Source organism: Alkalihalobacterium sp. TH-98 (assembly GCF_057473385.1).
Window position 1 is genome coordinate 37,766 of record NZ_JBYCKM010000033.1, and the last position, 23,515, is coordinate 61,280.

The following is a 23,515-nucleotide window of genomic DNA, read 5'->3' on the forward strand; positions in this document are numbered from 1 at the left end:
TAAAGAATAAAGCTATTACCCAGACCATCATAATTTGTCTTGCTGCTTTGCAGTAAACGGTGATCTGATGTGAAAAGGTAATATTAGAACGATTGGGTATAATAGGAAGATCAGGGGGAAATCGTATGGCTAACTTAGAAAATTGTCCAAGATGCGGGGGACTTTTCATAAAAGCATTACGGTCGGTTTGTGATAAGTGTCATAAAGAAGTGGACCAAATGTTTCAAACCGTATACACGTATATTAGAAAAAGAGAAAATCGAAAAGCATCAATAAATGAAGTGGTAGAAGCCACTGGAGTTAAAGAAGATTACATCTTCCAATTTATTCGTGAAGGCCGATTACAAATCGCACAATTTCCAAACTTAGGGTATCCATGTGATTCCTGTGGAACGATTATACGTGAAGGAAGAATTTGTTCAAGTTGTAATAATAATCTCCGACAAGGACTTGACCAACACAATAAAGAACAAGAAATTGCCGAACGAAACCGCCAAAAAGAAAAGGCTAACCGGATGACTTACCACTTATTTAACGATGAAATAAGAAGAAAGTAGTATCAATAAATGCATAACTTTTACCGATATCAATAGTGAGTACTATCTGACCAAGAAAAATGAAACTGAGAAAGGAGTGTCATCAATGAAAATCAATCCATACCAATCGATACAAAACAATCCGTATCGTAAACAAGTGGAAAAGCAAATGGCAACTAACGAAACGAAGATGAAGAAAGATCAACTTCAAATTTCAAAAGCAGCATTGGAGCTTCAACAAAGCACAAAAATTGATGCCGCTCGTCAAGAAAAAGTGAATGAATTAAAAGAACAAATTCAATCAGGAAATTATAAGGTCGATGCTCAAGCAGTAGCCAATAAGTTTTACGACTTTTGGAACAAATGATAATTGAAAGGGTCAGGAGGGGTGAGTATGTCAGCAAAAGCAGTGATCGCCGTCTTAGCAGATCTCATTAAGTTGCATAAAACGTTTAATGACATTGCACTAGAGAAAACAGAAGTCGTCCGTAAAAGTGATATACCGGCATTAGATGTACTCATCAAAAAAGAGGGGGCTCTGATCCACCAATTAAGAAAGCTTGAACAAGATCGGATATTCTTCGTGGAACAATTTTTAAAAGGCAAGGGTTTGGTAACAGAAGGCGTAACGATGGATCAACTTATAGAAATTGCGCCAAAAGAGGAACAGCTAATTTTAACTAAATTATATCGCGCTCTTATGTCAGAGATTGATACGTTAAAAAAGAACAATGAGCTCAATCAACAGCTCATTGAAGACTCGTTGCGGTTTGTGAACCTTTCCCTTGACCTAATGGCGCCAGAACCGGATGAAATTAATTATCAGCGCCCAGCTCAAAAGACTTACGATCCAGAAACAAAACGATCGATGTTTGATTCAAAAGCATAGCTTTACTCATAAAAGAGGTTATTAATGCGCTAAAAACACACGAACGATTTTTGCACTACTAACAAACTAACACGATCAACTATTAATCCACATCTACTGAAAAAATAGACTAGTAGATAAAAGATCACACGGAGGAACACCAAATGATTTCTACTTTTCACGGACTAGAAACCGCACGCCGCAGTCTCATGGCCCATCAAGCAGCACTTCATACGACAGGACATAATATAGCCAATGCAAATACACCTGGCTATTCTCGTCAGCGTGTGAATTTAACACCAGGAGAAGCTTTTCCTACAGCTTCATTTAACCAACCTTCAATTCCTGGACAAATTGGAACGGGTGTAAAAGTTGAAACCGTTCAACGGTACCGGGAGCAATTTTTAGACCTTCAATACCGGAATGAAAATGCAAAGCATGGCTTCTGGGAAGCTCGTTTCAATGCGATGCAGAAGATGGAAGATATTATGAATGAGCCGTCTGAGGATGGAATTGCCAATTCAATGGATCGATTTTGGAATGCACTGCAAGACCTATCTGTACATCCTGAGGACTCAGGGTCACGTTCAGTGGTTCGCCAACAAGGCTATGCCCTTGCAGAAACGTTCAATTATGTCTCTGATTCTTTGAAAACGATACAGAGAGATTTACAAAAAGAGATTGATGGTACTGTTCATCAGATGAATTCTATTATTCGTCAAATTAATAATATTAATCTACAAATCTCAAAAGTAGAACCACATGGGTATGTCCCAAATGACCTTTATGATCGCCGTGATCAACTCGTGGATGAACTTTCAAAGATTGTAAATATCAAAGTAGAAACGGTTCCGAGTGGTGGAAAGCCGTCCAGTGTAGCTGAAGGGCTTTATACGATAAAATTAGCGGACGAAAATGGACGTGAATTCGGAGTAACATTAGTCGATGGGCGAACGTTTAATACGAACGAAGTTAAAGTCGGATATGAAGCAGGACCGAACGGAGAACACGGGCTTATTGAAAGGATTTATTTTACTTCGCCGCAAATTATGAGTTCGGGTAGAGACTTAAACATTTCTGGAGGAGTTACCTCTTTTACAGTGAATGAATTTAAAGCGCATGGTAAGTTGGTCGGTGAGATGGAATCATACGGCTACTTAGATGCGCAAGGTAATGAATTAGGTGAATACCCTCATATGCTGCACCAGTTAGATACGATGGTGTATACCTTTGTTCAGGAATTTAATGCGATCCATCGCCAAGGTTGGTCGCTGAGCGATATGAAAAATGGCACGAAAGTCGATGCCATTGATTTCTTCACATTCTCGGGTGACGCTAGCACTTGGCCAACAGGTGATAATGTAAAAGGCGCTGCATCTAGGCTACAAGTCTCGAGAGAAATACGAGAGGAATTGGATCATATTGCGGCTTCGGGTGCTTCCAATGTGAAAAACTTAGTTGCGGCTGACCCTGCATACAGCGGACCGAGGCCAACTGCAGCAGGTTTGTACGTCGGTGCCAATCCAAAGCAAATTGATATGCAGTTTAATGCAGCCGATAACAAATGGTTTTATTCTGTCAATGGTGCAGCGCCGCGAGAAGTCGTGAATGGACATATCTTTGAAGATGGAATTGTCATCAACCTACCGCGAAACCGTCCATCTGGAGATATGAACTGGTCGATTGGACTTGAAACGATGAATCAACGGTCGTTTTCTGGAGACGGATCGAATGCGCAGGCATTAGCCAATGTAAAAGACCAGACGTTAAACTATGGGGGTTCAACGACGAACGTCCAAAGCTTTTACCAGGCAATTATTGGGGATATGGCCGTCAATACGAGTGAAGCCAACCGGATGATGAAAAATGCAGACACACTAAAAGCGACGGTTGAAGATCGCCGAATGTCTATGAGCAGTGTTTCTCTTGATGAAGAAATGGCAAATATCATTAAGTTTCAGCATGCGTATAATGCTGCAGCACGAAACGTTACGATGATCGATGATATGTTAGATCGAATCATTAACCGAATGGGCCGAGCGGGTCTATAGAAGATAAACACAGTTAATTAGTGGAGGTAAATACAATGCGTGTTACACAATCAATGCTTTCACTCAATACATTGCGTCATGTGAGCCAGGGGTATGAACGTCTTGGTAAACTGCAAGACCAATTAGCGAGCCAAAAGAAAATCACGCGAGCTCATCAAGATCCAGTGGTCGCGATGAACGGAATGAGGTACCGTACACAAGTAACAGAGACGGATCAATTCAAGCGAAATATTGGTGAAGTTTACAACTGGATGGATACAGCAGACTCGACGCTAGATAAAACAACCCAAGCGCTGCACCGAATTCGTGAACTGGCGGTCCAAGCTTCCAATGATACGTACGAAGGAACGCAAAGGGCTAATATTGCAAAAGAAATCAAACAACTGCGCGAACATATTGAGTCGATGGCCAATACGAAATCGAATAATAAATATATTTTTAATGGAACCGATACGTTAAATCCGCCTGTTGATTTAAAGAAAATGGATATTGCAATAGATGATCTAGCTAATTTCCCAAATGCTAGTTTAGAAGTAACCTTTAATGCGAACAGCTATACGTTTGAGAGTGCGGAAAATGGGGTTTTCACGTACGTAAATGGAAATAGTCGAATTACGATTGATCAGAATACAAAAGAAGTCAATCATTTTTCACCAGACCCGCAAGATCCGATGAATGCAATTCAAACCTCTTTAAAAGATGCGGATATCGTGATCTCAGAGAAGAGTGCCGTATCGCAAAATAAAGACAATGTCGAGATCGAGCTATTAAAGGGAGTAAAAATTCCAGTGAATATTAGCCCTTCGAACGTATTCTCAAATGCGTTGTTTGGCGATATCATCCGCTTAGAGAAAATGCTAGAAGACCCTTCAACGAAAGGGACAGATCTTACGAAGCTGCTCGGAAACTTTGATAAACACATTGACCGATTTGTTGCGGAACGTGCTGAGCTAGGGGCACGAGTAAACCGTGTCGAAATGATCGACAGCCGTTTAATGGAGCAAGAAGTCATTGCGAGAAGAATTCTATCCCAAAATGAAGATGGCGATATGGAAAAAGTCATCATCGAACTCATGACACAAGAAAGCGTCCACCGTGCAGCGCTCGCAGCAGGAGCACGCATCATGCAGCCAAGCCTTATGGACTTCTTGAGATAAGAATAGGCACAAAATATATGATGCAGTGAAAAACGGTGTTAATAAAAAATGCGATACCACAATGTGGTGCCAGGTACCTTTAGTGGACTAAAGTTACCTGGCACCGCTTAAAAAAGCTATATATATAATTAAGGGGGACCTATTATGAATATGCCCCAAATTCACATTTCGACGACAAGAGGAGAAATCAACCTCCAATCGAATCGACAACCGATGCAAATCAGTCAACGTCCTGCCGACTTACAAATTCAGCAACAGCACGTTGATAATCTGCAAATTAGTAAACGAGCAGCTAAACTACATATCGATCAAACTGAAGCCTTTGCTGATGTTAATATTAAAAATGCTGAGAGGCGGCTCAAAGATATAGTCCATAAAGGCAAACAACAAGCGATGAACTACATCCAAAGAACCGTGCAGCAGGGCGATCAGCTGATGAAAATTGAAAATGGCCAAGGGGCAATCTCTCAAATTGTATCGGACAATAGTAAGTTTAAAACGTTCGATTTCAAGTATGCGGCGGTACCGAAGCCGTTTTCTGTAAAAGTCCGTTACGATCCTGGTGAAACGAGCTTTCGTGTGAACCGAGATACAGTTGATATTCAAGTCAACCAAAATGAGCCGCAAATCAGCATTCCTAAGTGGCAAGTGAACGCTTATTTAAAGCAAAAAAATAGCATCACGTTCCAAGCGGTAGGTGGCCATGTGAATAAAGGATTATAAGTCACCATCGAGGATTGGTGGCTTTTTTGATTGAAAAGGCAAGACCCTCATATAGAGAGGACACAACAATCCGTCTAAGCTCCCGTCCAAGCTAATTCAAAAGATCGACAACGTACCTAAACGTATGACAGATTAAATATATGGTAGAATATTGAATGTATACATAAGAAAGTAGTGGTGATCGTAGTGAAGGTAGAAACGAAATTTAATGGACCAATGGAGATAGTTGATGATAAAGTCATTCATTTCACTAATGGTCTTCCAGCATTTGAACAAGAAAATGAGTTTGTGCTTCTTCCGTTCGACGAAGGAACACCGTTCTATATTTTGCAATCGATAAAAACAGTAGATATAGCCTTTATCATGGTCAACCCGTTTAATTTTTTTCAAAACTATTCAGTAAAGCTGAATGACAGCCTACTTGAAAAGCTTGAAATTGAGAAAGAAGAAGATGTAGCAATCTTCTCTATCGTTACGGTCAAAGAACCGTTTTCAGATTCCACAGTCAATCTTCAAGGTCCTATAATCATCAATGGAAAAAAACAAAAAGGAAAACAATATGTGATGTCAGAAAGTGACTACGGAACGAAGCACCTTCTTATTCAACAAGAAACAGCAAGTGCTGGGGAGGCGAAGTAAATGCTCGTACTCACTCGAAAAACGAATCAGTCGATAAAAATTGGCGATGAGATTGAGATCAAAATCCTTTCTGTTGAAGGAGATCAAATTAAAATAGGAATTGATGCCCCAAGAAACATCGAAATTCATCGTAAAGAAATCTATCTTGCCATCCAAGAAGAAAACAGTAAAGCTGTATCCAATGTCTCGCTTTCAGGGCTGAAGGATTTTTTAAAAGGGGTCTAACATTTCGCTGAAAAGCCACGGAACTACAATAAAAAACAAACGGTGTTTGCTCCTACAACCAAAGGGTTCAACAATCACTAATGGTTTTCATTAAAGATAGGTATTTGTCTATTTGAGACATTACCTGTCTTTTTTATTAACGTTCTGTAGTTTTGGGGCGGATTGTCCCGAAGTTTCCCGCACGATTGCAGACATCAATCGTCCATTTGGGTTAACTTCTCTTAATTACCAACATCGAGAGCACAGAAATGATCAGTAGGACTCTAAAGCTTTCCAAGCAACGTTAATTGGTTTTATTAACTAAATTACCAATTTTTTCTATAAGATCGATGCCAAATGTCGCTAAAGGAATGGGAATGGATTAACGGATCGGCATTCAATTTTTAAAAGCAGGTATCGGTTACGGTGGTTCCTGCTTCCCAAAAGATACGAAAGCCTTCATTCAAATTGCAGGAAATGTTGAGCAAGAAATTCACCTAAATCGGTAATTGAAGTCAATAACTATCTAAGCTACAACTAGCGCTCCTTCCCGAACTAATTCTCAGCAATGGTAATGAAGCCGCTTCTCTCCGTCTGTGTTCAGTTTAAAAGCTAGACCGAGTAATACAATGCGCAGTTCTTTTAAACTGCCAAACTTCTCTTTTGCTTTTTTTCTAATAGCACCTAATATGATCCAATTGCAATCATAATGCAAAATGTATGATGCCTGTAGAAATAAACTTTGCCCATTCAGTAGAAGAGGCTGTAACAAGTGCTTATGCAGCTTTAATCGTCACAGAATGGAATGAATTCAAATACTTTCATCTTGAGATGTACAAAGAAAAAATAATAGAACCTGTTATTTTCGACGGACGAAATTGCTATTCAATAGAAGACGCACAAGCAGCTGGTATTGGATATCGTTCATTTGGAAGAAAGTCGATCAAATGCAACAAGAAGTTTCCACTTGCTTAATTGAAATATTATCAACACTAAAGCTCTACTAAACTAGCAATGATATGTGAAAAAAATTTGAACAACAAAAAAATGAAAAAAAACTATTAAACATTTGCCGAACAGAGTCGATATTATTAATGTAAAGCAAAATGGAAGTTGTGTTCGGCCGGTACATCCTCCATATTGCCTATAAAATGATTATCCAACCACAAGGACGTGGGCGGAGCAAAATTCAAGGAGGAAACTTATAATGATTATCAACAATAACATTTCAGCGTTAAACAACCACCGTCAGATGGGTGTTAACCAAATGGGTGCACAACGCTCAATGGAAAAACTATCTTCAGGTCTTCGTATCAACCGTGCTGGAGACGATGCAGCAGGTCTTGCAATCTCTGAAAAAATGCGTGGTCAAATTCGTGGTTTAGATCAAGCATCACGTAATGCACAAGACGGTATCTCTTTAATCCAAACAGCTGAAGGAGCTTTACAAGAAACTCACTCAATCCTTCAACGTATGCGTGAATTAGCGGTTCAATCTTCAAACGATACAAACAATGATAAAGACCGTGAAGAGTTACAAAAAGAAGTTGATCAGTTAGCTCAAGAAATTACTCGTATCTCTGATAACACGGAGTTTAATACGAAAAATCTTTTAGGTGAAACTGTAGACGGAGAATTACAAGGTGGATTTTCTGGTAAATTCCACATCGGTGCTAATGCTGGACAAGATATTACATTAAATATTGCTAATATGAGTGCAGAAGCATTAAAAGTAGCTTCAGAAGCTAAAGAAGCTACACCAGGCACAGAAGCTAAAGATGGTACTGAATATACTGTTGCAGCAGCCCAAACTTTAGAAGTTGATGAAGTGGAATTCAGTGGGCTAAATGTATTAAAAGATGAAGCTGATAATGTTGTAGCTGTATTTAGGTCTGGTGAAGGAATTGAGTCCGGATATTATAAACTAGAAGACTTGGAAGCTGTAGAGGAAGATGGTGTACAAACTTTAGCAGTGAGAGATGGTGCAGAAGTGTATCACGGTACCGCTTCAGCTTTAGCTGATGAAGCTGAGGTTACAGTAGGGGCTGTTGAGGCTACACCAGGTACTCCAGCTACTGAAGCTGGCGGGATTAATATTTCTTCCCAAGAAGCTGCATCTGCCGCTATTACGGTAATCAATACTGCTATTGAAACTGTATCTGCAGAGCGTTCAATGTTAGGTGCTGTTCAAAATCGTTTAGAGCACACGATCTCTAACTTAAACAACTCTTCAGAGAACTTACAAGCTGCAGAATCACGTATTCGTGACGTAGACATGGCTCGTGAAGTAATGGAAATGACAAAGAACAACATTCTTTCTCAAGCTTCTCAAGCAATGCTTGCTCAAGCTAACCAAGCTCCACAAGCTGTACTTCAATTACTTGGATAATAGAAAAGTTGGTTAGGCAAACTACAAAACCATAGAGCAAAAGAGGACCCTAGTTATGCTAGGGTCCTCTTTTGCATTTTAAAATTAACTATTTAACTGTGCGTATATACCAAAGGCTTTTTTGATATGACGACTCACCCCTATTTAGCCAGAACACTGTACTTTATAAGAATAAACAAAAACTTCCAAAAAACTATTTAACTTACACTACATAAGTAGTATTATATAGGCATATATTACCGCACCTAAAGTTATGGGGGTAGTTGAGTTGAAAAGTGAAATAGTCCCTTTGTATGATAAAATTTGTACTTGTTTACTATGTAATCATTCTTTTACTACAAAAAAGTTGCGCTCTCGTTTTGGGACTGCGCGGCAGATGGAAACGGATTTTTATACCCAATATCTCTATGAAGAAAAAGATCAAGGCCTTAATCCGCTATTGTATTATGTCAATGTTTGTCCTTCATGTGGCTATAGCTTTTCAGATGAAGCCAGTCGTTATTTCCCTCCAGGTTCAAAAGATCTAATACTAGATACGGTCACTAGCAAGTGGGTGGGGCAAACGTACTATAGTGATGAACGTACGGTGAAAATAGCTGTCGAAGCTTACAAGCTTGCCGTATACAGCGGCAGTTTAAAGAAAGAACGGCCGATCGTTATAGCAGGTTTAACGATGCGTCTTTCTTGGTTATATCGTACGGTGGGAAATGAGCTGGAAGTGTTACGGTTTAAAAGAATTGCTCTTCAAAATTTTGAGAAGGCGTATTACGAAGCCGATTATAAAAATTCCGGAGTGTCCGTTATACGATTAGTCTATTTAATTGGCGAATTGCATCGGTCCTTTGAAAATTACGCAAAAGCATCGCAATATTTTTCTAAAATAATTTACATTAAAGAACCGACACGGGACAAGCTGTTTATTGAGATGGCACGTGACCGCTGGTATGATATGGCTCAGGAAAATCGAGCGAAACAAATAGAAAAAAATAGATTAAATGTCTAATAGAAGATGAGTAAGAAACGTACATAAAAATGATCAATGCATCAATCTCATCCTCCATTTTCAAATTGAGGTGAAGGAAACGATGATGATACAAACGTCTAATACTATTTTTCGGCCGATAATTAATGCGCCTGAATACAATTACGATCAATGTAAAACACCGTCATTGCAGAAGGCAGAACGTGAAGCAAATGTAGCTAATCCTCAAGTAAAACAGATTGCGAGACAATCGCTAGAGGAAGTATATCGAGGGTTTCAAAAATTAGTAGAGAATACTGACTACAACGTAAACTACGTTATTGATGAACATGGGGCAGGAAAACAATTTCGCATTACGATGAAGAACAGTGGCAGTGTCGTAGCGACATTTCCACCGGATATGGCGATTGACATTGCTCAAAAGGCCAAACATACGACAATAGGGTTGTTAATGGATGTATCAAGGTAAGTATTCAAATAGTAAGAACTCTATTAGAGCAGCAGTAAAAGGTTGCTCTTTTTTAGTGAGGAAATTTGGTGTATTTATAAAAACCTATTGTCGGATTTAACAACTTTTCTATTAACTTTTATCGAATCGTGCCGATATAAAACATATAATTACCGTTCGGCTAGAGAGGAGAAAAAGGATAATGAGAATATCAGGTCTAGCATCAGGGATGGATATTAATCAAATCGTCGATGACATGATGCGTGTTCGACGAATGCCTGTAGATAAATTAATTCAAGATAAGCAAATTAAAGAATGGCAGCGAGATGCTTATCGAGAAGTAAATATAAAGTTACAAGATTTCAGGAAATATGTAACCGATACTTTTTCAAGATCGGCTAACTTAAATGCAAAGGTAGTTAATAGTAGTAATAGTAGCAAAGTAACCGCTACAGCACGTTCTGATGCGGGGGATACGAGTTATACGATATCACGAGTCACTCAATTGGCGACGGCCGCATCTACGTTTAGTACTGCTCCAATTCAACAAACAGATGGAAAAAGAATTGATCCAAGACAATCACTAAAATCCCAGTTTGGAGACAGTCTCAAAAGCTCGAATATGCCTTCCACAGAAACTCTGCAATATAAAGGTAATGATGAGAAGCTTCAACTTAGACATACAACGCTTCAAAATGTAACGAGTGTAACCGTAGGAGCCGATGAATTTACGTTAGTCGCTGACTCCAGTAATGATGGTGAATGGCTATTTGAACACATAGGAACAGGCAGGCAAATTACGATTAGTCAAAATGGTGAAGTTGTAGTTAGTGGCTTTAACGCAAATGATCCAGTTAATATTCAAGTAGGATATCAATACGAATCACAAGCACTTGAACTTACCGTATACAATCAAAGTGGAGAGCCAGAAACAAGAAAGTTTCTGGTGGATGATAATAAAACACTTAACCAATTGATTTCCGATATTAATGGTGCAAGGGTGGGTGTTAATGCTTTTTTTGATGAACACTCAGGACGGATGTCATTAACGAGAACTGTCACAGGTAAATTTAATGATAGCGGAAAAGAAATTGAAGTTGGAGGTTCACTTGCTTCGCTTTTAAAATTAGATGGGGCAACAGAACAAGGTGGAACAAATGCCAAATTTGTTATTAATGGCCTTGAAACGGAACGAACCTCGAACACTTTCACGATCAATAATACAACTTTTACTCTGCGAGATCTTATAGCTGAGAATGAACCGCCCGCTACAATCAATGTTGAGACGGATGTAGAAAAAGTCTTTAACCATGTTTTGGAATTTATCAATAAATATAATGAAATGATTGACTTTGTTAATGACAAGTTAAAAGAAGAACGGCATCGCGACTTTCGACCGTTAACAGAAGAACAGCGTCGGGGGATGTCAGAACGCGAAGTAGAGTTGTGGGAAGAAAAAGCTAGGAGCGGAATGCTTCGAAATGATACGGTGTTATCGAGTGCTCTCACACAAATGCGAATGGCGTTATCAGAGACGGTGAATGGGATTGCTCAAGATGGCCTCAATCAACTATCTAAAATTGGTATTGTTACAACGCGGGACTTTATGGACGGTGGAAAACTTGAACTCAATCCAAACCGAACAGGTGCTGATCGTTTAACGGGAGAAGAACGATTACGTAAGGCGATCAAAGAAGATCCTGAAGGACTGTATCAATTGTTTATGGCCGGATCATCAACGAGTCCAAGAGCAGAGCAAGGACTATCACGTCGTCTGACAAATGTTCTCGATAATACCGTTCGAAGATCTATTGAAAATCGAGCGGGTAATGAGTTCAGACAAAACCATCAGTTTACATTAGGGCGTGAGATTACTTCAATCGACCGTCGCGTCAGTGATTATGAACGACGTTTGCAACAATATGAAGATCGTTTATGGCGACAGTTTACGGCTATGGAGAAGGCAATGCAACAAGCAAACTCACAAGCTGAAATGCTTTACATGCAACTGATGCCGCAATAATTTTTTAAAAGAAGGGTGGATCCTTATTATGGCTATTAATTACCAAAATGCATATAAACAAAACACAATGAACACCGCATCACCTGGAGAGTTAACGCTCATGCTTTATAATGGATGCCTTAAATTTATCAACCGTGCAAAGAAAGCTATGGAAGAAAATAATATCGAGCAACGTAACGAGAACATTGCTCGTGCGGAAGCGATTATTCGTGAATTAATGGTGACGTTAAAAACCGATAATGAAGTCGGAAAGAACATGCTGAGAATGTATGATTTCATTATAAGCCAATTGATTGATGCTAATGTAAAAAATGATATGAATGCGTTGAAACAAGCTGAAGATTTTGTAACTCAATTCCGTGACACATGGAAACAAGTTGTTCAACTCGACCGCCAACAACGCCATGGGGCAACAGTTGGAGGGAAGGCATAGTGGCTGTTCTTCATGAGTTGTACGAAGTGACCAAAAACCTTCATGATTGCGTCATCACTACTTTTGACAAAGATAATGAAGAAACGAGTGAAGTCTATATAGCTTCTGTTGAGGAATTACTTTCACAGCGACAGGAATTAATAGAACAGTTCCAGCGCGATAAACCTATTATTCAAGAAGATGATCAACACCTTGCCTCATCTATTGTAGAAATGAATGCATTCATCTCTAAAAAACTAACAGCTAATAAAATCCTTTTAGGAAATGAACTGAAGAAAATAAAGGTAAAGAAAAATCAAGGGAAAAAGTATGATAACCCTTATGAAGGAACAACTGTTGAAGGTGTGTTTTTTGACAAAAGAGGATTGTAATGGACGAACATGGGGGAAATCTAAGAAGTAGAGGTTGAAAAACCTTATTTATTAAATTCCACCAAAGACATAAAACAAGACAGGTGTGAAAATCATTGGAAAAACATATAGAAGTGATGAAAAAATCGCTTGAGCTTTCTGAAACGATCTTGGAAGGCCTAGCGCAAATTCAGAAGTTACTAAGGGAAGGCAGTCATGAACAATCCATCTCTTTATTGGAAGATGTGTTAGTCGCCTATACTTCGATTGGAAATACGACGGCACCCGTAGTAAAGGAATTAAATGATCACGGGATTAAAGAGGTTCAAGAAAATCTAACAAAAACATTCGAACTTGTTGTGAGTGCTCTTGAGGCTCAGAATTTTGGACAAGTGAATGAGATCTTACAGTTTACGCTCGTACCTCAATTTAAGAAGTACAAAGAAGAACTTGAAAAAAGTTTTCAATCATATATTGTGTCGTAAATTTTAGAACTTCATAGAGAGTGGCCGTTTGGTCGCTCTTTTTCGTCTTAATAGGGGCTCCATTTCTTCTTAGGGTAGGCCTAATGTCTTATTTATCTGAAGAGGGTACAGCTTCTCTTGAAATTTGAACTGTTTCTACCGATATAAATAAAAAACGGTTTATTCTGGTAGGAGGAATAATCGATGGAAATCTCCCAAAACGTTATAAGTGTCGCAAATCAAGCGAGTAAGAATCCGTCATTTACTGGTGAAAAAGCTGCAGCTGTGTCGGAACACGTACAAAGAACTACAGCCTCTGAAAAAATTAAAGAAGGCGTTAAAAAAACAAAAGACTACGATATGACAAGAGCAGAAGTCGATCAGCACGTGGATAGTCTGAATAAGTTTTTCGAATTAAATTCAACGTCCCTTAAGTTTGAACTCCACGATAAGCTCGATCGCGTATCGATTCAACTTATTAATAAAGACACCGACGAAGTCATCCGCGAAGTTCCACCGAAAGAGTTACTAGATATGGTGGCATCGATGCTTGAACAGGTGGGCTTGATCATTGACGAAAAAGCTTAAACTAAAAAATGACGGCTAGTCCTTTGATTGTTTAAAGGTGCTAGCCGCCATTTTTGTTTTATTATTATATGAAATGAATTAGGTCGAGTACGACAACTGTTCATTTCTGGTTTTCTGCTTTCTTTTCATCTTTTCATACTGGTTTAGAAGCTCATCCAAGTCTTGACTCACCTTAATGGTTTTCTCCGATGACAACCCCAACGTTAATGATAGATTTAACATTTCTTGTCTTTTTTTCTCTATTTTATTTTCTAACTGCTTTAAATCTATCAGCATCTTATATCTCCACCTATTAGGAATTTATAATTACAAAAATACTACCATATACCCACCATAATTGGAATAGAGTACACAATAATGTCACTGATTTTCTAATGATGGGATCTGACAAAGTTTCTAAAAATCTCCATAATCCAATCAAAAAATGATAGCAGAATAAAGATACAATGGAGGTAATACGATTATTTAAAATTTTATGAAAGTGGTCGTCTCTATTTTATAGAATTTAAGCGGTTACAAATCTAAGGCTCTATATTTTTCTAGAGTAGTAGATAGTAGAATAAAACAACTATGGATCGATGGGACTTCTAGGGGAGGGAGCAAGATGGAAGAAAAAAAGTGGTACAACGTCGAAGCACATCATGTGTTAAAACAAATAAAAACCGACGAGAAACAAGGGCTTACGAATGAAGAGGCTACGGCAAGGCAGGGGCAGTACGGCAAAAATGAACTTCCTGTTGGAAAAGTCGAGCCGAAATGGAAGAAGTTTTTTAAACATTTTCATGATGTATTAATCTATGTGTTGCTGGCGGCTGCGCTCATCACCGTCGTATTAGGTCATTATATTGATACCGTGGTTATTTTACTCGTTGCGATTATTAATGCTGTCATTGGCTATGTGCAGGAAAATAAAGCGGAAAAAGCGCTCGACGGCATACGAAATATGCTTTCATTGAAGGCGAATGTCATTCGCGGCGGACTTCGGACGGAAGTGGCTTCAAAAGAATTGGTGCCTGGGGACATTGTGTTGTTACGTGCTGGGGATAAAATACCGGCTGATCTACGGGTGCTGAGAGCGGACAACTTAAAAGTGGAAGAATCTCCTTTAACCGGGGAGTCGGTGTCGGTCGAGAAAAGAATCGAGACGTTGCCAGAAGATACCGTTCTAGGTGATCGAAAAAATATGGTGTTTTCAGGGACGTCGATTGCTTCCGGTTCAGGACTGGGGGTCGTTGTCGCTACAGGAGAGCAAACGGAAATTGGAAAAATCAATACATCGATGACTCAGGTGGAAGAGCTACAAACCCCTCTTTTAAAACAAACTGCGAAATTCGGGAAAATGATTTCTGTTGTTATTTTATTTGGTGCTGCGGCGATGTTCATGTTTGGCTACATCTTTCATGATTATGAGGCGGCCGAATTGTTACTTGCCGTCATTGGTTTAGCGGTAGCGGCTATTCCTGAAGGGTTGCCGGCGATCTTGTCCATTATTTTAGCATTAGGCGTTCAAACGATGGCTAGTAACAATGCGATTGTAAGGAACCTGCCGTCTGTGGAAACGTTAGGTGCGGTGTCTGTCATTTGTTCTGATAAGACCGGTACGTTGACGAAAAATGAAATGACAGTGACTTCGTTAATTTTAGCGGAAAAAGAGTTTACTATTACTGGAACAGGTTATGAGCCTGTGGGTCGGATCGAATGGGACGGCCAAGAAGCGGACCTAGAGAAAGATGCTGCTTTAAAAGACTTTTTAACGTGTGTAAAAACGGTCAATGAGGCCAGTCTCTATCAAGATGAACAAGAACAGTGGGTAATTAACGGGGAGCCGACCGAGAGCTGTTTAGTGACAGTGGCTGAAAAAGCGAATCGACCGGTCGAGAAGTTAGAATCGCTTTCCAAAATTCCATTCGACTCGGCCTATAAATATATGGCTTCGTTAGTCGAAGTGAACGGAGAAAAAGTGATTTATGTGAAAGGAGCTCCTGATCGCCTGTTTGAAATGGCGGGCTTAGAAGTGGGCTCAAGTGAAAGAACGTTGTGGGAAGAGAAGATGAAGAAGCAGGCTCAGATGGGGAAACGGGTCATTGGAGCGGCGATGAAAAAAGTAAGTTCTGACGTGACGTCGATTGATCATGTCGACGTGCAATCGGATCTGACCTTGCTCGGTTTGGCAGGAATTATCGATCCTCCACGTGAAGAAGCAATTGTGGCCGTTTCGGAATGTAAGAAAGCCGGCATCGTCGTCAAAATGATTACGGGCGATCATAAAGAAACGGCGATTGCGATTGGAAACCAGCTCGGAATTGGGGATGGAACGCGAGCGGTTGAAGGGCGCGAACTCGATCAGATGACACCAGAACAATTAAAGCAAGCAGCTATTGACTATGATGTCTTTGCACGAACGAGTCCTGAAAACAAGCTGCAACTCGTCCAAGCGTTACAAGAACATGGACATATTTGTGCGATGACCGGTGATGGTGTGAATGATGCGCCAGCGTTAAAGCGGGCCGATATTGGCGTAGCGATGGGGATTAAGGGGACCGAGGTTTCTAAAGATGCGTCGCAAATGGTGCTTGTCGATGATAATTTTAAAACGATTGTGAACGCGGTGCGTGAAGGCCGACGTGTTTATGATAATTTAAAGAAAACGATCCTGTTTATTTTACCGACGAATGGGGCCGAGGCGTTTCTTATCTTTGCGGCTATATTGTTTGGGACGATGATGCCGTTAACGCCTGTGCAAATTCTTTGGGTCAACATGATTACCGCTGTGACGATTTCGTTGGCGATTGCGTTTGAGAAGTTAGAAAAAGGAACGATGGAACGGCCACCGCGAGAGCCAGATACGAAGCTGTTGAGTCCGTATTATATCTTCCGGATTATCTTTGTATCGCTGTTAATCGGTGGAGGAATTTTAGCGATGAACGCTGAGTTAATGAACAACGGCTATGATCAAGCGATGGTGAACACGGTGACATTACAAGCGTTAGTCATTGCTCAGTTATTCCATTTGTTCAACTGTAGAAGTGAACGAAACTTTGCTCTGACGAAAGATTTTTTCACGAATAAAGTTGCGTTCCTCGTTGCAGGACTTCTCATTTTCATTCAGTTAGGTGTCACTTATTTACCGTTTATGAACACGGTACTAGGAACCGCACCAATTCCTGCCGATTACTGGATCATTCCAGTTCTCATCGGGTTTGCTGTCTTTGTCATCGTTGAGATTGAAAAGTGGATTACGAGGAAAGTTGTAGCCGCACGAGCAAGTCGATAAGGCAGTTTCAGGGAAGATAAAAGAACCGTTAATAATCGGTACGTGGCACCTTTAATGGACTAAAGGTGCCACGTACCTTTATTGTGCTAAAGCAAACAAAAGCACTCCCGAATGTGGGAGTGCTTTTCGTGCTTAAGCTTCTTCTTCCGTTTCGTCTGCTTCTACTTCGTCCTCATCCTCTAATTCCTCTTCTTCGATCACGTCGAAGTTGAATTCTTCAAGGTCGAAGTCTTCCATATCTTCTAAGCCTTCGAGGAATTCAAAGCTAAACTCTTCAGCGGAGTCCAATACTTCCTGTGGGATAGTGATTTCCCCGACGTTGTTGAAGTTCGTTATGACGCCCGTCATTCGTTGGCTCGTCACCATCGTTTCATTCTCTATTTTCATAGACATTTGCATTTCCACGTCCATTTTCGTTTGGTAAAACGTGTCTTTATCGATGTAGATCACATAGTTGAACGTTTGAACTTCCATCATTCCGAGGAGTTCATCCATCATCAAGCTAGCGCCGGCTTCATCCATAAAGCCCATTACTTCATGTGCCATTGCTTTAAAGTTATCGTCAGATCCATGAACGGTTAAAATATAGTGGTTATCGTCTTCGGTAAGCTGAGTATCTTCAGCGAATTGTTTAAAGACTTTTAGTTGCTCTTCCGCATTCATTTGCTGGTGAGATACCTCAAGAATATCTTGTGAAAATTCTTCAGGGAACCTTACCCAGCCATCTTGCATCGAGTCTTTGACAAACATTCCGTCTTCTGTAAAGTAACTTTCGGTTTCAATGAATTCTACACTTTCCTCAAGTCCGGTCATTGTCATTTTTTGATATAGTCTCATTGGCTCCAAAGTAATGTCGGCCACCATTGTCATACTTGTTTGGAAACCGCCCTGGCCAGGCATTTCAAGCTCTTGCTCGTTGTTCATTTCCATCGTATAGCTCTCTAATTTATTCATTGCTTTTATCGATTTTTGAATAATTTCATCTACTGATATGACTGATTGTACATCTTCAGTGTCTTGGATGTCCGCATTAGGGCTAGACGTTTCTTCCCCGCTGCTGCAAGCTGCTAAAACTAATAGAAAAGATAAGCTAGCAAGTAAAGCTTTTATAGAACTCATAAGTACCCCCTTGTTATAAACGCATTTCAAATAAAAACTTTAGCATACCTCTGGTGTTTTTAATAGGGGTAATCATATGTGATATTAAGACAAAATTCGCATCGGTTTTATTGTTTAGGGAGTTGATTTTTAAAAAAGTAGCGGTGTATTTAGAAGGTATTATGTAGGTGTGGAGATCAGGATGCAGTTTACTTTTTCTAGTACACCGCATGGAGGAGCTGATTACCTGACCGGGACATAAGTTGATAGCTTATGCACCGAACCCCCGTAGGAAGCGGTAAAAAGCGTCCACAGCTCTTTCTAGAGGATGACCGGCTGTGTATGAGTATAGGGTTAGATTTAACCCCAGGAAAGATTATATTTCGTCAAAATCTGACTTGACTTTATATTACCAAAACAGGTAATTGATTAGCAATTATATTTTCTTGAAATAATTGTAAAAGTATTGTGACTTTTATTACAGATCGAAGTTAATTATGGAGAGCGGGGTGGAACTTTATATGTATCATTTCGACACTGTGAGTGATTTTGGTGTGAGAAAATGTAGGGGTGAAAAGTAATGTGAGGGCTCTTTAAGTAGGGATGAGCGGTTGAGATAATACCCCGCAGTTTACAGGATCTTTATAAAAATTCACTACATGTTTTATAGCGAAATCTATCTTCACCGATAAATTTTTTTACAAAAACGCGTATATTCGTTTGAATTTCAGAGATAATAAATATCGAAAATCCACAGTTCACTATATTTAACATTTTAATAACATAATTTAGTCGATTACCTGGATTCAGGGCGGAAATTGATGGGCGAAATTTTCGTCAATATTTGTCGCAAACTTTAGAGCCAAAGGGGTTTGACGCCTATATAGAAGTTCTGATATAGTGAAACTGTGGAATATTTTCACAATGATTTAATTTACGAAGGGAATGTGAAAGCATGCAAGGAAAAGTAAAATGGTTTAATGCAGAAAAAGGTTTTGGATTTATCGAGCGTGAAGATGGAGACGACGTATTCGTACACTTCTCAGCAATCAATTCTGATGGATTTAAATCTCTTGACGAAGGTCAAGCAGTAGAATTTGAAATCGTTGAAGGTGCTCGCGGACCTCAAGCTGCAAACGTAACAAAGCTGTAATTCACATCCCAGGTTGGAAATGAATTTTTAGCTTTATGCATCATATACAACGAAATGTACAAACCTGTTCCTTTTTGCGAGGGACAGGTTTTTTTATGAAAATTTTCGGTCTAAAGGTAGTCAGTTCGTTTTTGTTTTTTAAGGTGTCTATCGGAAGAAGGTGCCCGGTTTAATCGTTGTTCGGTTTCGCGCAATTTCTTTTGAATAGATGCCGTTTTGTTATGAAGAACGTAAATCATTTTACTTAAGTTCAACTAGTATGTTGAAAGGGTTTTTGTCCCTTTATCTGTTTAGACTTTTTCAACACTTTTTGACACGATTTTGCCATAAAATAAATGAAGGTTATGAAGGATTAATAAAGGGGTATATAGAATATTATAATACATAGGAAAGGAGGAGTTTCACTGTGAACTTTAACATTCGTGGCGAAAACCTAGAGATAACTCCAGCATTAAGAAGTTATGTAGAAAAAAAGGTAAGTAAGATTGAGAAGTACTTTGATTCAACCCCTCTTTCTGAGGTGCATGTGAAATTGCAAGTAATAAATAACGAGAATATTATTGAGGTTACGATCCCAATGCCGCAACTATTACTGCGTGCTGAAGAAAAGCATGCGGATATGTATGCAGGGATTGATCTTGTAGTCGAAAAGCTAGAGCGTCAAATCCGTAAGCACAAGACTAAAGTTAATCGTAAGTTCCGTCAAGACGGTACCCTTAAATATATGTTCAAAAATGATATTGAGCCTTCCACTGGGGAAGACATCGACAGCGAAGATATTGATATCGTTCGTACAAAGCGTTTCACGTTCAAACCAATGGATGCTGAGGAAGCGGTTCTACAAATGGACATGCTTGGTCACAGCTTCTTCGTTTTCAACAATTCGGTAAACGGAGAAACTAATGTTGTGTATCGTCGTAAAGACGGACGCTACGGCTTAATTGAGCCTGAGTGATCGTAAAATAGAGAAGAGTGCAGCTGAATTTTCAGCTGTGCTCTTTTTGTTTTGGGGGCGAGGAGATGGTAGGGTCAATTGCGTGGTGGAACATGCTTGGGTAGGGAAGGTATAGCCTATTGGTGGTTTTGCTCGGGTAAGGTGATATCTATGGATGAAAGCGGGAACGGGATGTCGGAGAAATGGAAATTAGGGACTCCAGGGGCCTTATTTCTTGGAAAAGTGAACTTTCTGACTTCATATGAAACCCAGAGGCCTGTATTTATTGTTTTTGACACAGCTTGTGATCAATTTTAAGCAAATAAGTGTCGTTTAATTAATGAGGTAGCAGGTACCTTTATCCCTTCACAGTGATAAAGGTACCTGCTACCTCAACTGCCTTCACCGCGCACTGCCACCACCCAGAGAAAAATTAAAGGGTTTCTTTTGCCGGGCATCGAAGTAGTAGGAACTGTGGAAAAAGGTGTTACCTTGTAAGTCAAGGTGCAAACTGATAAAATTGAGATTAAGTGTGTAGAGTTGGTCATAGAGGATACAACTATCCGCTACCATTCGTCGAAATGAGAGGAAGAGAGGACGAGAATTACTATGATGGGATTATTGAAAAAAGTAATTGGTGATCCGAGTCAACGACAGTTGAAAAAATATGAGAAAATCGTTGATGCGATTGAAGCGTTAGCTGATGATACGAAGAAACTATCGGATGATGGGTTACGTGCGAAAACCGAAGAATTCAAAAATCGTTACAATAATGGTGAATCTTTAGATAAACTACTACCGGAAGCGTATGCGGTGATTCGCGAAGCATCTGAACGTGTCTTAAAAATGCGACCGTTCCGAGTGCAGCTTTTAGGTGCGATCGTTTTACATAATGGAAACATTGCGGAAATGAAAACCGGGGAAGGTAAAACACTTGTTGGAACACTACCGGTTTATTTAAATGCGTTAACTGGAAAAGGTGTTCACGTTGTTACTGTCAACGAATACTTAGCTCGTCGTGACTGCGAAATCATGAGAGAGCTGTATGAGTTTTTAGGACTAACAGTTGGCTTAAACGTAAGTGGTCTTTCAAAAGAAGAAAAGCAAGAAGCGTATGCTGCGGATATCACCTATGGTACGAACAATGAATACGGATTTGACTACCTGCGTGATAACATGGTGCTCTATAGAAACCAAATGGTTCAGCGCCCGCTTTATTTTGCTGTAATTGATGAGGTAGACTCGATCTTAATTGATGAAGCGAGAACACCGCTTATTATTTCAGGTTCTGTTGAACGTACAACCAATTTATATATTCAAGCGAATGCATTTGTTCGTTCTCTTCGTAAAGAAGATGACTATACAGTCGATGAAAAAACAAAAACGGTTCTTTTAACAGAAGAAGGGGTCAATAAAGCGGAAAAAGGCTTTAATATTGATAACTTATTCGATCAAAAGTATGTATCGCTGAATCATCACATTAATCAAGCGTTAAAAGCGCATGTTGTGATGCACCGTGATACGGATTATGTCGTTGATGAAGGTGAAATCGTTATCGTTGATCAGTTTACGGGTCGTCTGATGAAAGGTCGTCGTTATAGTGATGGGCTTCACCAAGCGATTGAAGCGAAGGAAGGTCTTGAGATCCAACGTGAAAGTATGACGCTTGCTTCAACGACTTTCCAGAACTATTTCCGTCGTTATGGAAAGCTTGCCGGGATGACGGGTACTGCAAAAACGGAAGAAGAAGAATTCCAGCAAGTATATGGTATGGACGTTATGAGCATCCCGACGAACAAGCCAATTGCTAGGGAAGATCGTCCAGATTTAATTTATAAAACGATGCAAGCGAAGTTCAATGCGGTTGTCAGCGAAATCGAAGGACTTCATAAAAAAGGTCAGCCGGTTCTCGTTGGTACGGTAAGTGTTGAAACGTCTGAGCTGGTCTCTAATCTTTTAAAGAAGAAGAGAGTTCCTCACCACGTTTTAAATGCGAAAAATCACTTCAGTGAAGCTGAGATCATTGAAAACGCTGGGCAAAAAGGTGCTGTGACGATTGCGACAAACATGGCTGGTCGTGGTACGGACATCAAGCTTGGTGATGGTGTAAAAGATCTTGGTGGTTTATTTGTTCTCGGTACAGAGCGCCACGAGTCGCGTCGTATTGATAATCAGTTGCGTGGTCGTTCCGGTCGTCAAGGGGACCCGGGTACATCGCAATTCTACTTATCGATGGAAGATGAGTTAATGCGTCGTTTCGGTTCGGATAACATGAAGACGATGATGGACCGGTTAGGCTTAGAAGAAGATCAACCGATTGAAAGTAAACTGGTAAGCCGTGCGGTTGAACAAGCTCAGAAGCGAGTCGAAGGAAACAACTTCGATGCGCGTAAACAAATTTTACAATACGATGATGTGATGCGTGAGCAACGTGAAATTATTTACAAACAGCGTATGGAAGTGCTCGAATCTGACAACCTTCGTGATATCGTACAGAAGATGATTGAGTCGGTTGTGAAGCGTAATGTTGCGTTGCACACGCCTGAATCGGAAGTTCCTGAGGACTGGGATTTAACGGCTGTCGAGAATTTCATTAAAACGATGTTGTTGCCTGAAGGTGAAATTACGGAGAAAGACTTGAAAGGTCTAGATCCAGAAGAAATGGAAGAACTGATTTTAGAAAAAGTGAAAGCCGCTTACGATGAAAAAGAAGCGCAGTTTACGAGCGAGCATATGCGTGAGTTTGAAAAAGTAATTATGCTCCGTTCGGTTGACCGCAAGTGGATGCACCACATTGACCAAATGGATCAATTGCGTCAAGGGATCCATTTACGTGCTTACGGGCAAAACGACCCGCTTCGTGAATACAAGTTTGAAGGCTTTGAAATGTTTGAGCAAATGGTCGCTTCGATTGAAGATGAAGTGGCAATGTACATCATGAAAGCCCAAGTCGAGCAAAACCTTGAGCGTAAAGAAGTCGCTGAAGGAAAAGCGGTTCATATGAGTGCGGCCGCTGGTGAAGGAAGCAAAGAAAAGAAGATGCCTGTACGAAATAATAATACAGTTGGTCGAAATGACGCTTGCCCGTGCGGTAGCGGTAAGAAATATAAGCAGTGCTGCGGTAGAATGTAAGTGATTTCGGAGCAGATGCGCTTGTTGCATCTGCTTCTTTGCACTCAATTTTTACAAGCGTTTGGCATA

The 23,515-nt window shown here is 40.0% G+C and carries 24 protein-coding genes; 22 read left to right on the plus strand and 2 right to left on the minus strand.

Annotated features, from left to right (window positions below; translation table 11 throughout):
- Window positions 1–125 precede the first annotated feature (125 nt).
- The 18 genes from AC2VNP_RS12285 to AC2VNP_RS12370 all read left to right on the plus strand — a co-directional run bounded on the left by AC2VNP_RS12285 (window position 126) and on the right by AC2VNP_RS12370 (window position 13,855).
- On the plus strand, window positions 126–557 hold the full coding sequence (locus AC2VNP_RS12285) for a TIGR03826 family flagellar region protein (protein WP_486917601.1): 432 nt from the start codon (window positions 126–128) through the stop codon (window positions 555–557).
- Window positions 558–642: 85 nt separating this feature from the next.
- The gene (gene flgM / locus AC2VNP_RS12290; protein WP_486917602.1) at window positions 643–903 is read left to right on the plus strand and encodes a flagellar biosynthesis anti-sigma factor FlgM; all 261 of its coding nucleotides are present in this window, start codon (window positions 643–645) and stop codon (window positions 901–903) included.
- Between the two features lie 27 nt (window positions 904–930).
- Window positions 931–1,425 (plus strand): flagellar protein FlgN, encoded by a 495-nt coding sequence (locus AC2VNP_RS12295; protein WP_486917603.1) that lies wholly within the window; start codon window positions 931–933, stop codon window positions 1,423–1,425.
- A 143-nt stretch (window positions 1,426–1,568) separates the two neighbouring features.
- Window positions 1,569–3,455 carry a flagellar hook-associated protein FlgK gene (gene flgK / locus AC2VNP_RS12300; RefSeq protein WP_486917604.1) on the plus strand — a complete coding sequence of 629 codons (1,887 nt, stop codon included), beginning with the start codon at window positions 1,569–1,571 and terminating at the stop codon, window positions 3,453–3,455.
- Window positions 3,456–3,490: 35 nt separating this feature from the next.
- Window positions 3,491–4,612, plus strand: coding sequence for a flagellar hook-associated protein FlgL (gene flgL / locus AC2VNP_RS12305; RefSeq protein ID WP_486917605.1), 1,122 nt, complete (start codon window positions 3,491–3,493; stop codon window positions 4,610–4,612).
- A gap of 144 nt (window positions 4,613–4,756) precedes the next feature.
- Complete coding sequence (locus AC2VNP_RS12310) at window positions 4,757–5,335, plus strand: DUF6470 family protein (protein ID WP_486917606.1); 579 nt, start codon at window positions 4,757–4,759, stop codon at window positions 5,333–5,335.
- A gap of 186 nt (window positions 5,336–5,521) precedes the next feature.
- Window positions 5,522–5,974 carry a flagellar assembly protein FliW gene (gene fliW / locus AC2VNP_RS12315; protein ID WP_486917607.1) on the plus strand — a complete coding sequence of 151 codons (453 nt, stop codon included), beginning with the start codon at window positions 5,522–5,524 and terminating at the stop codon, window positions 5,972–5,974.
- A complete protein-coding gene (gene csrA / locus AC2VNP_RS12320) occupies window positions 5,975–6,199 on the plus strand; it encodes a carbon storage regulator CsrA (protein WP_486917608.1) in 225 nt (74 codons plus the stop codon).
- A 374-nt stretch (window positions 6,200–6,573) separates the two neighbouring features.
- The gene (locus AC2VNP_RS12325; RefSeq protein ID WP_486917660.1) at window positions 6,574–6,687 is read left to right on the plus strand and encodes a hypothetical protein; all 114 of its coding nucleotides are present in this window, start codon (window positions 6,574–6,576) and stop codon (window positions 6,685–6,687) included.
- 211 nt (window positions 6,688–6,898) lie between these two features.
- Window positions 6,899–7,153, plus strand: coding sequence for a UDP binding domain-containing protein (locus AC2VNP_RS12330; RefSeq protein ID WP_486917609.1), 255 nt, complete (start codon window positions 6,899–6,901; stop codon window positions 7,151–7,153).
- Window positions 7,154–7,385: 232 nt separating this feature from the next.
- Window positions 7,386–8,567, plus strand: coding sequence for a flagellin N-terminal helical domain-containing protein (locus AC2VNP_RS12335; protein WP_486917610.1), 1,182 nt, complete (start codon window positions 7,386–7,388; stop codon window positions 8,565–8,567).
- Window positions 8,568–8,835: 268 nt separating this feature from the next.
- A complete protein-coding gene (locus AC2VNP_RS12340) occupies window positions 8,836–9,570 on the plus strand; it encodes a DUF2225 domain-containing protein (protein ID WP_486917611.1) in 735 nt (244 codons plus the stop codon).
- Window positions 9,571–9,652: 82 nt separating this feature from the next.
- Entirely contained in the window at window positions 9,653–10,018 is a 366-nt protein-coding gene (locus tag AC2VNP_RS12345; protein ID WP_486917612.1) for a flagellar protein FlaG, read from the plus strand.
- A gap of 181 nt (window positions 10,019–10,199) precedes the next feature.
- Window positions 10,200–12,020 (plus strand): flagellar hook-associated protein 2, encoded by a 1,821-nt coding sequence (locus AC2VNP_RS12350; protein ID WP_486917613.1) that lies wholly within the window; start codon window positions 10,200–10,202, stop codon window positions 12,018–12,020.
- Window positions 12,021–12,048: 28 nt separating this feature from the next.
- Window positions 12,049–12,453 carry a flagellar export chaperone FliS gene (gene fliS / locus AC2VNP_RS12355; protein ID WP_486917614.1) on the plus strand — a complete coding sequence of 135 codons (405 nt, stop codon included), beginning with the start codon at window positions 12,049–12,051 and terminating at the stop codon, window positions 12,451–12,453.
- Window positions 12,453–12,824 (plus strand): flagellar protein FliT, encoded by a 372-nt coding sequence (fliT, locus tag AC2VNP_RS12360; RefSeq protein WP_486917615.1) that lies wholly within the window; start codon window positions 12,453–12,455, stop codon window positions 12,822–12,824. The genes fliS and fliT overlap by 1 nt, the downstream gene beginning before the upstream one ends.
- 95 nt (window positions 12,825–12,919) lie before the next feature.
- Entirely contained in the window at window positions 12,920–13,288 is a 369-nt protein-coding gene (locus tag AC2VNP_RS12365; protein ID WP_486917616.1) for a DUF8042 domain-containing protein, read from the plus strand.
- A gap of 183 nt (window positions 13,289–13,471) precedes the next feature.
- A complete protein-coding gene (locus AC2VNP_RS12370) occupies window positions 13,472–13,855 on the plus strand; it encodes a flagellar protein FlaG (RefSeq protein WP_486917617.1) in 384 nt (127 codons plus the stop codon).
- A 78-nt stretch (window positions 13,856–13,933) separates the two neighbouring features.
- Here AC2VNP_RS12370 and AC2VNP_RS12375 read toward each other — a convergent pair whose 3' ends face one another.
- Window positions 13,934–14,131, minus strand: a complete 198-nt coding sequence (locus AC2VNP_RS12375) for a Spo0E family sporulation regulatory protein-aspartic acid phosphatase (protein WP_486917618.1) — start codon at window positions 14,129–14,131, stop codon at window positions 13,934–13,936.
- 328 nt (window positions 14,132–14,459) lie between these two features.
- On the opposite strand from AC2VNP_RS12375, the gene AC2VNP_RS12380 reads away from it, so the two are divergent.
- Entirely contained in the window at window positions 14,460–17,129 is a 2,670-nt protein-coding gene (locus AC2VNP_RS12380; RefSeq protein WP_486917619.1) for a cation-transporting P-type ATPase, read from the plus strand.
- Between the two features lie 132 nt (window positions 17,130–17,261).
- Here AC2VNP_RS12380 and AC2VNP_RS12385 read toward each other — a convergent pair whose 3' ends face one another.
- A complete protein-coding gene (locus AC2VNP_RS12385; RefSeq protein ID WP_486917620.1) occupies window positions 17,262–18,248 on the minus strand; it encodes a DUF6612 family protein in 987 nt (328 codons plus the stop codon).
- A 934-nt stretch (window positions 18,249–19,182) separates the two neighbouring features.
- Here AC2VNP_RS12385 and AC2VNP_RS12390 point away from each other — a divergent pair.
- The 3 genes from AC2VNP_RS12390 to secA all read left to right on the plus strand — a co-directional run bounded on the left by AC2VNP_RS12390 (window position 19,183) and on the right by secA (window position 23,446).
- Entirely contained in the window at window positions 19,183–19,380 is a 198-nt protein-coding gene (locus AC2VNP_RS12390) for a cold shock domain-containing protein (RefSeq protein WP_275118786.1), read from the plus strand.
- A gap of 406 nt (window positions 19,381–19,786) precedes the next feature.
- Entirely contained in the window at window positions 19,787–20,335 is a 549-nt protein-coding gene (gene hpf, locus AC2VNP_RS12395) for a ribosome hibernation-promoting factor, HPF/YfiA family (protein ID WP_486917621.1), read from the plus strand.
- 588 nt (window positions 20,336–20,923) lie between these two features.
- Complete coding sequence (secA, locus tag AC2VNP_RS12400) at window positions 20,924–23,446, plus strand: preprotein translocase subunit SecA (protein ID WP_486917622.1); 2,523 nt, start codon at window positions 20,924–20,926, stop codon at window positions 23,444–23,446.
- Window positions 23,447–23,515 lie beyond the last annotated feature (69 nt).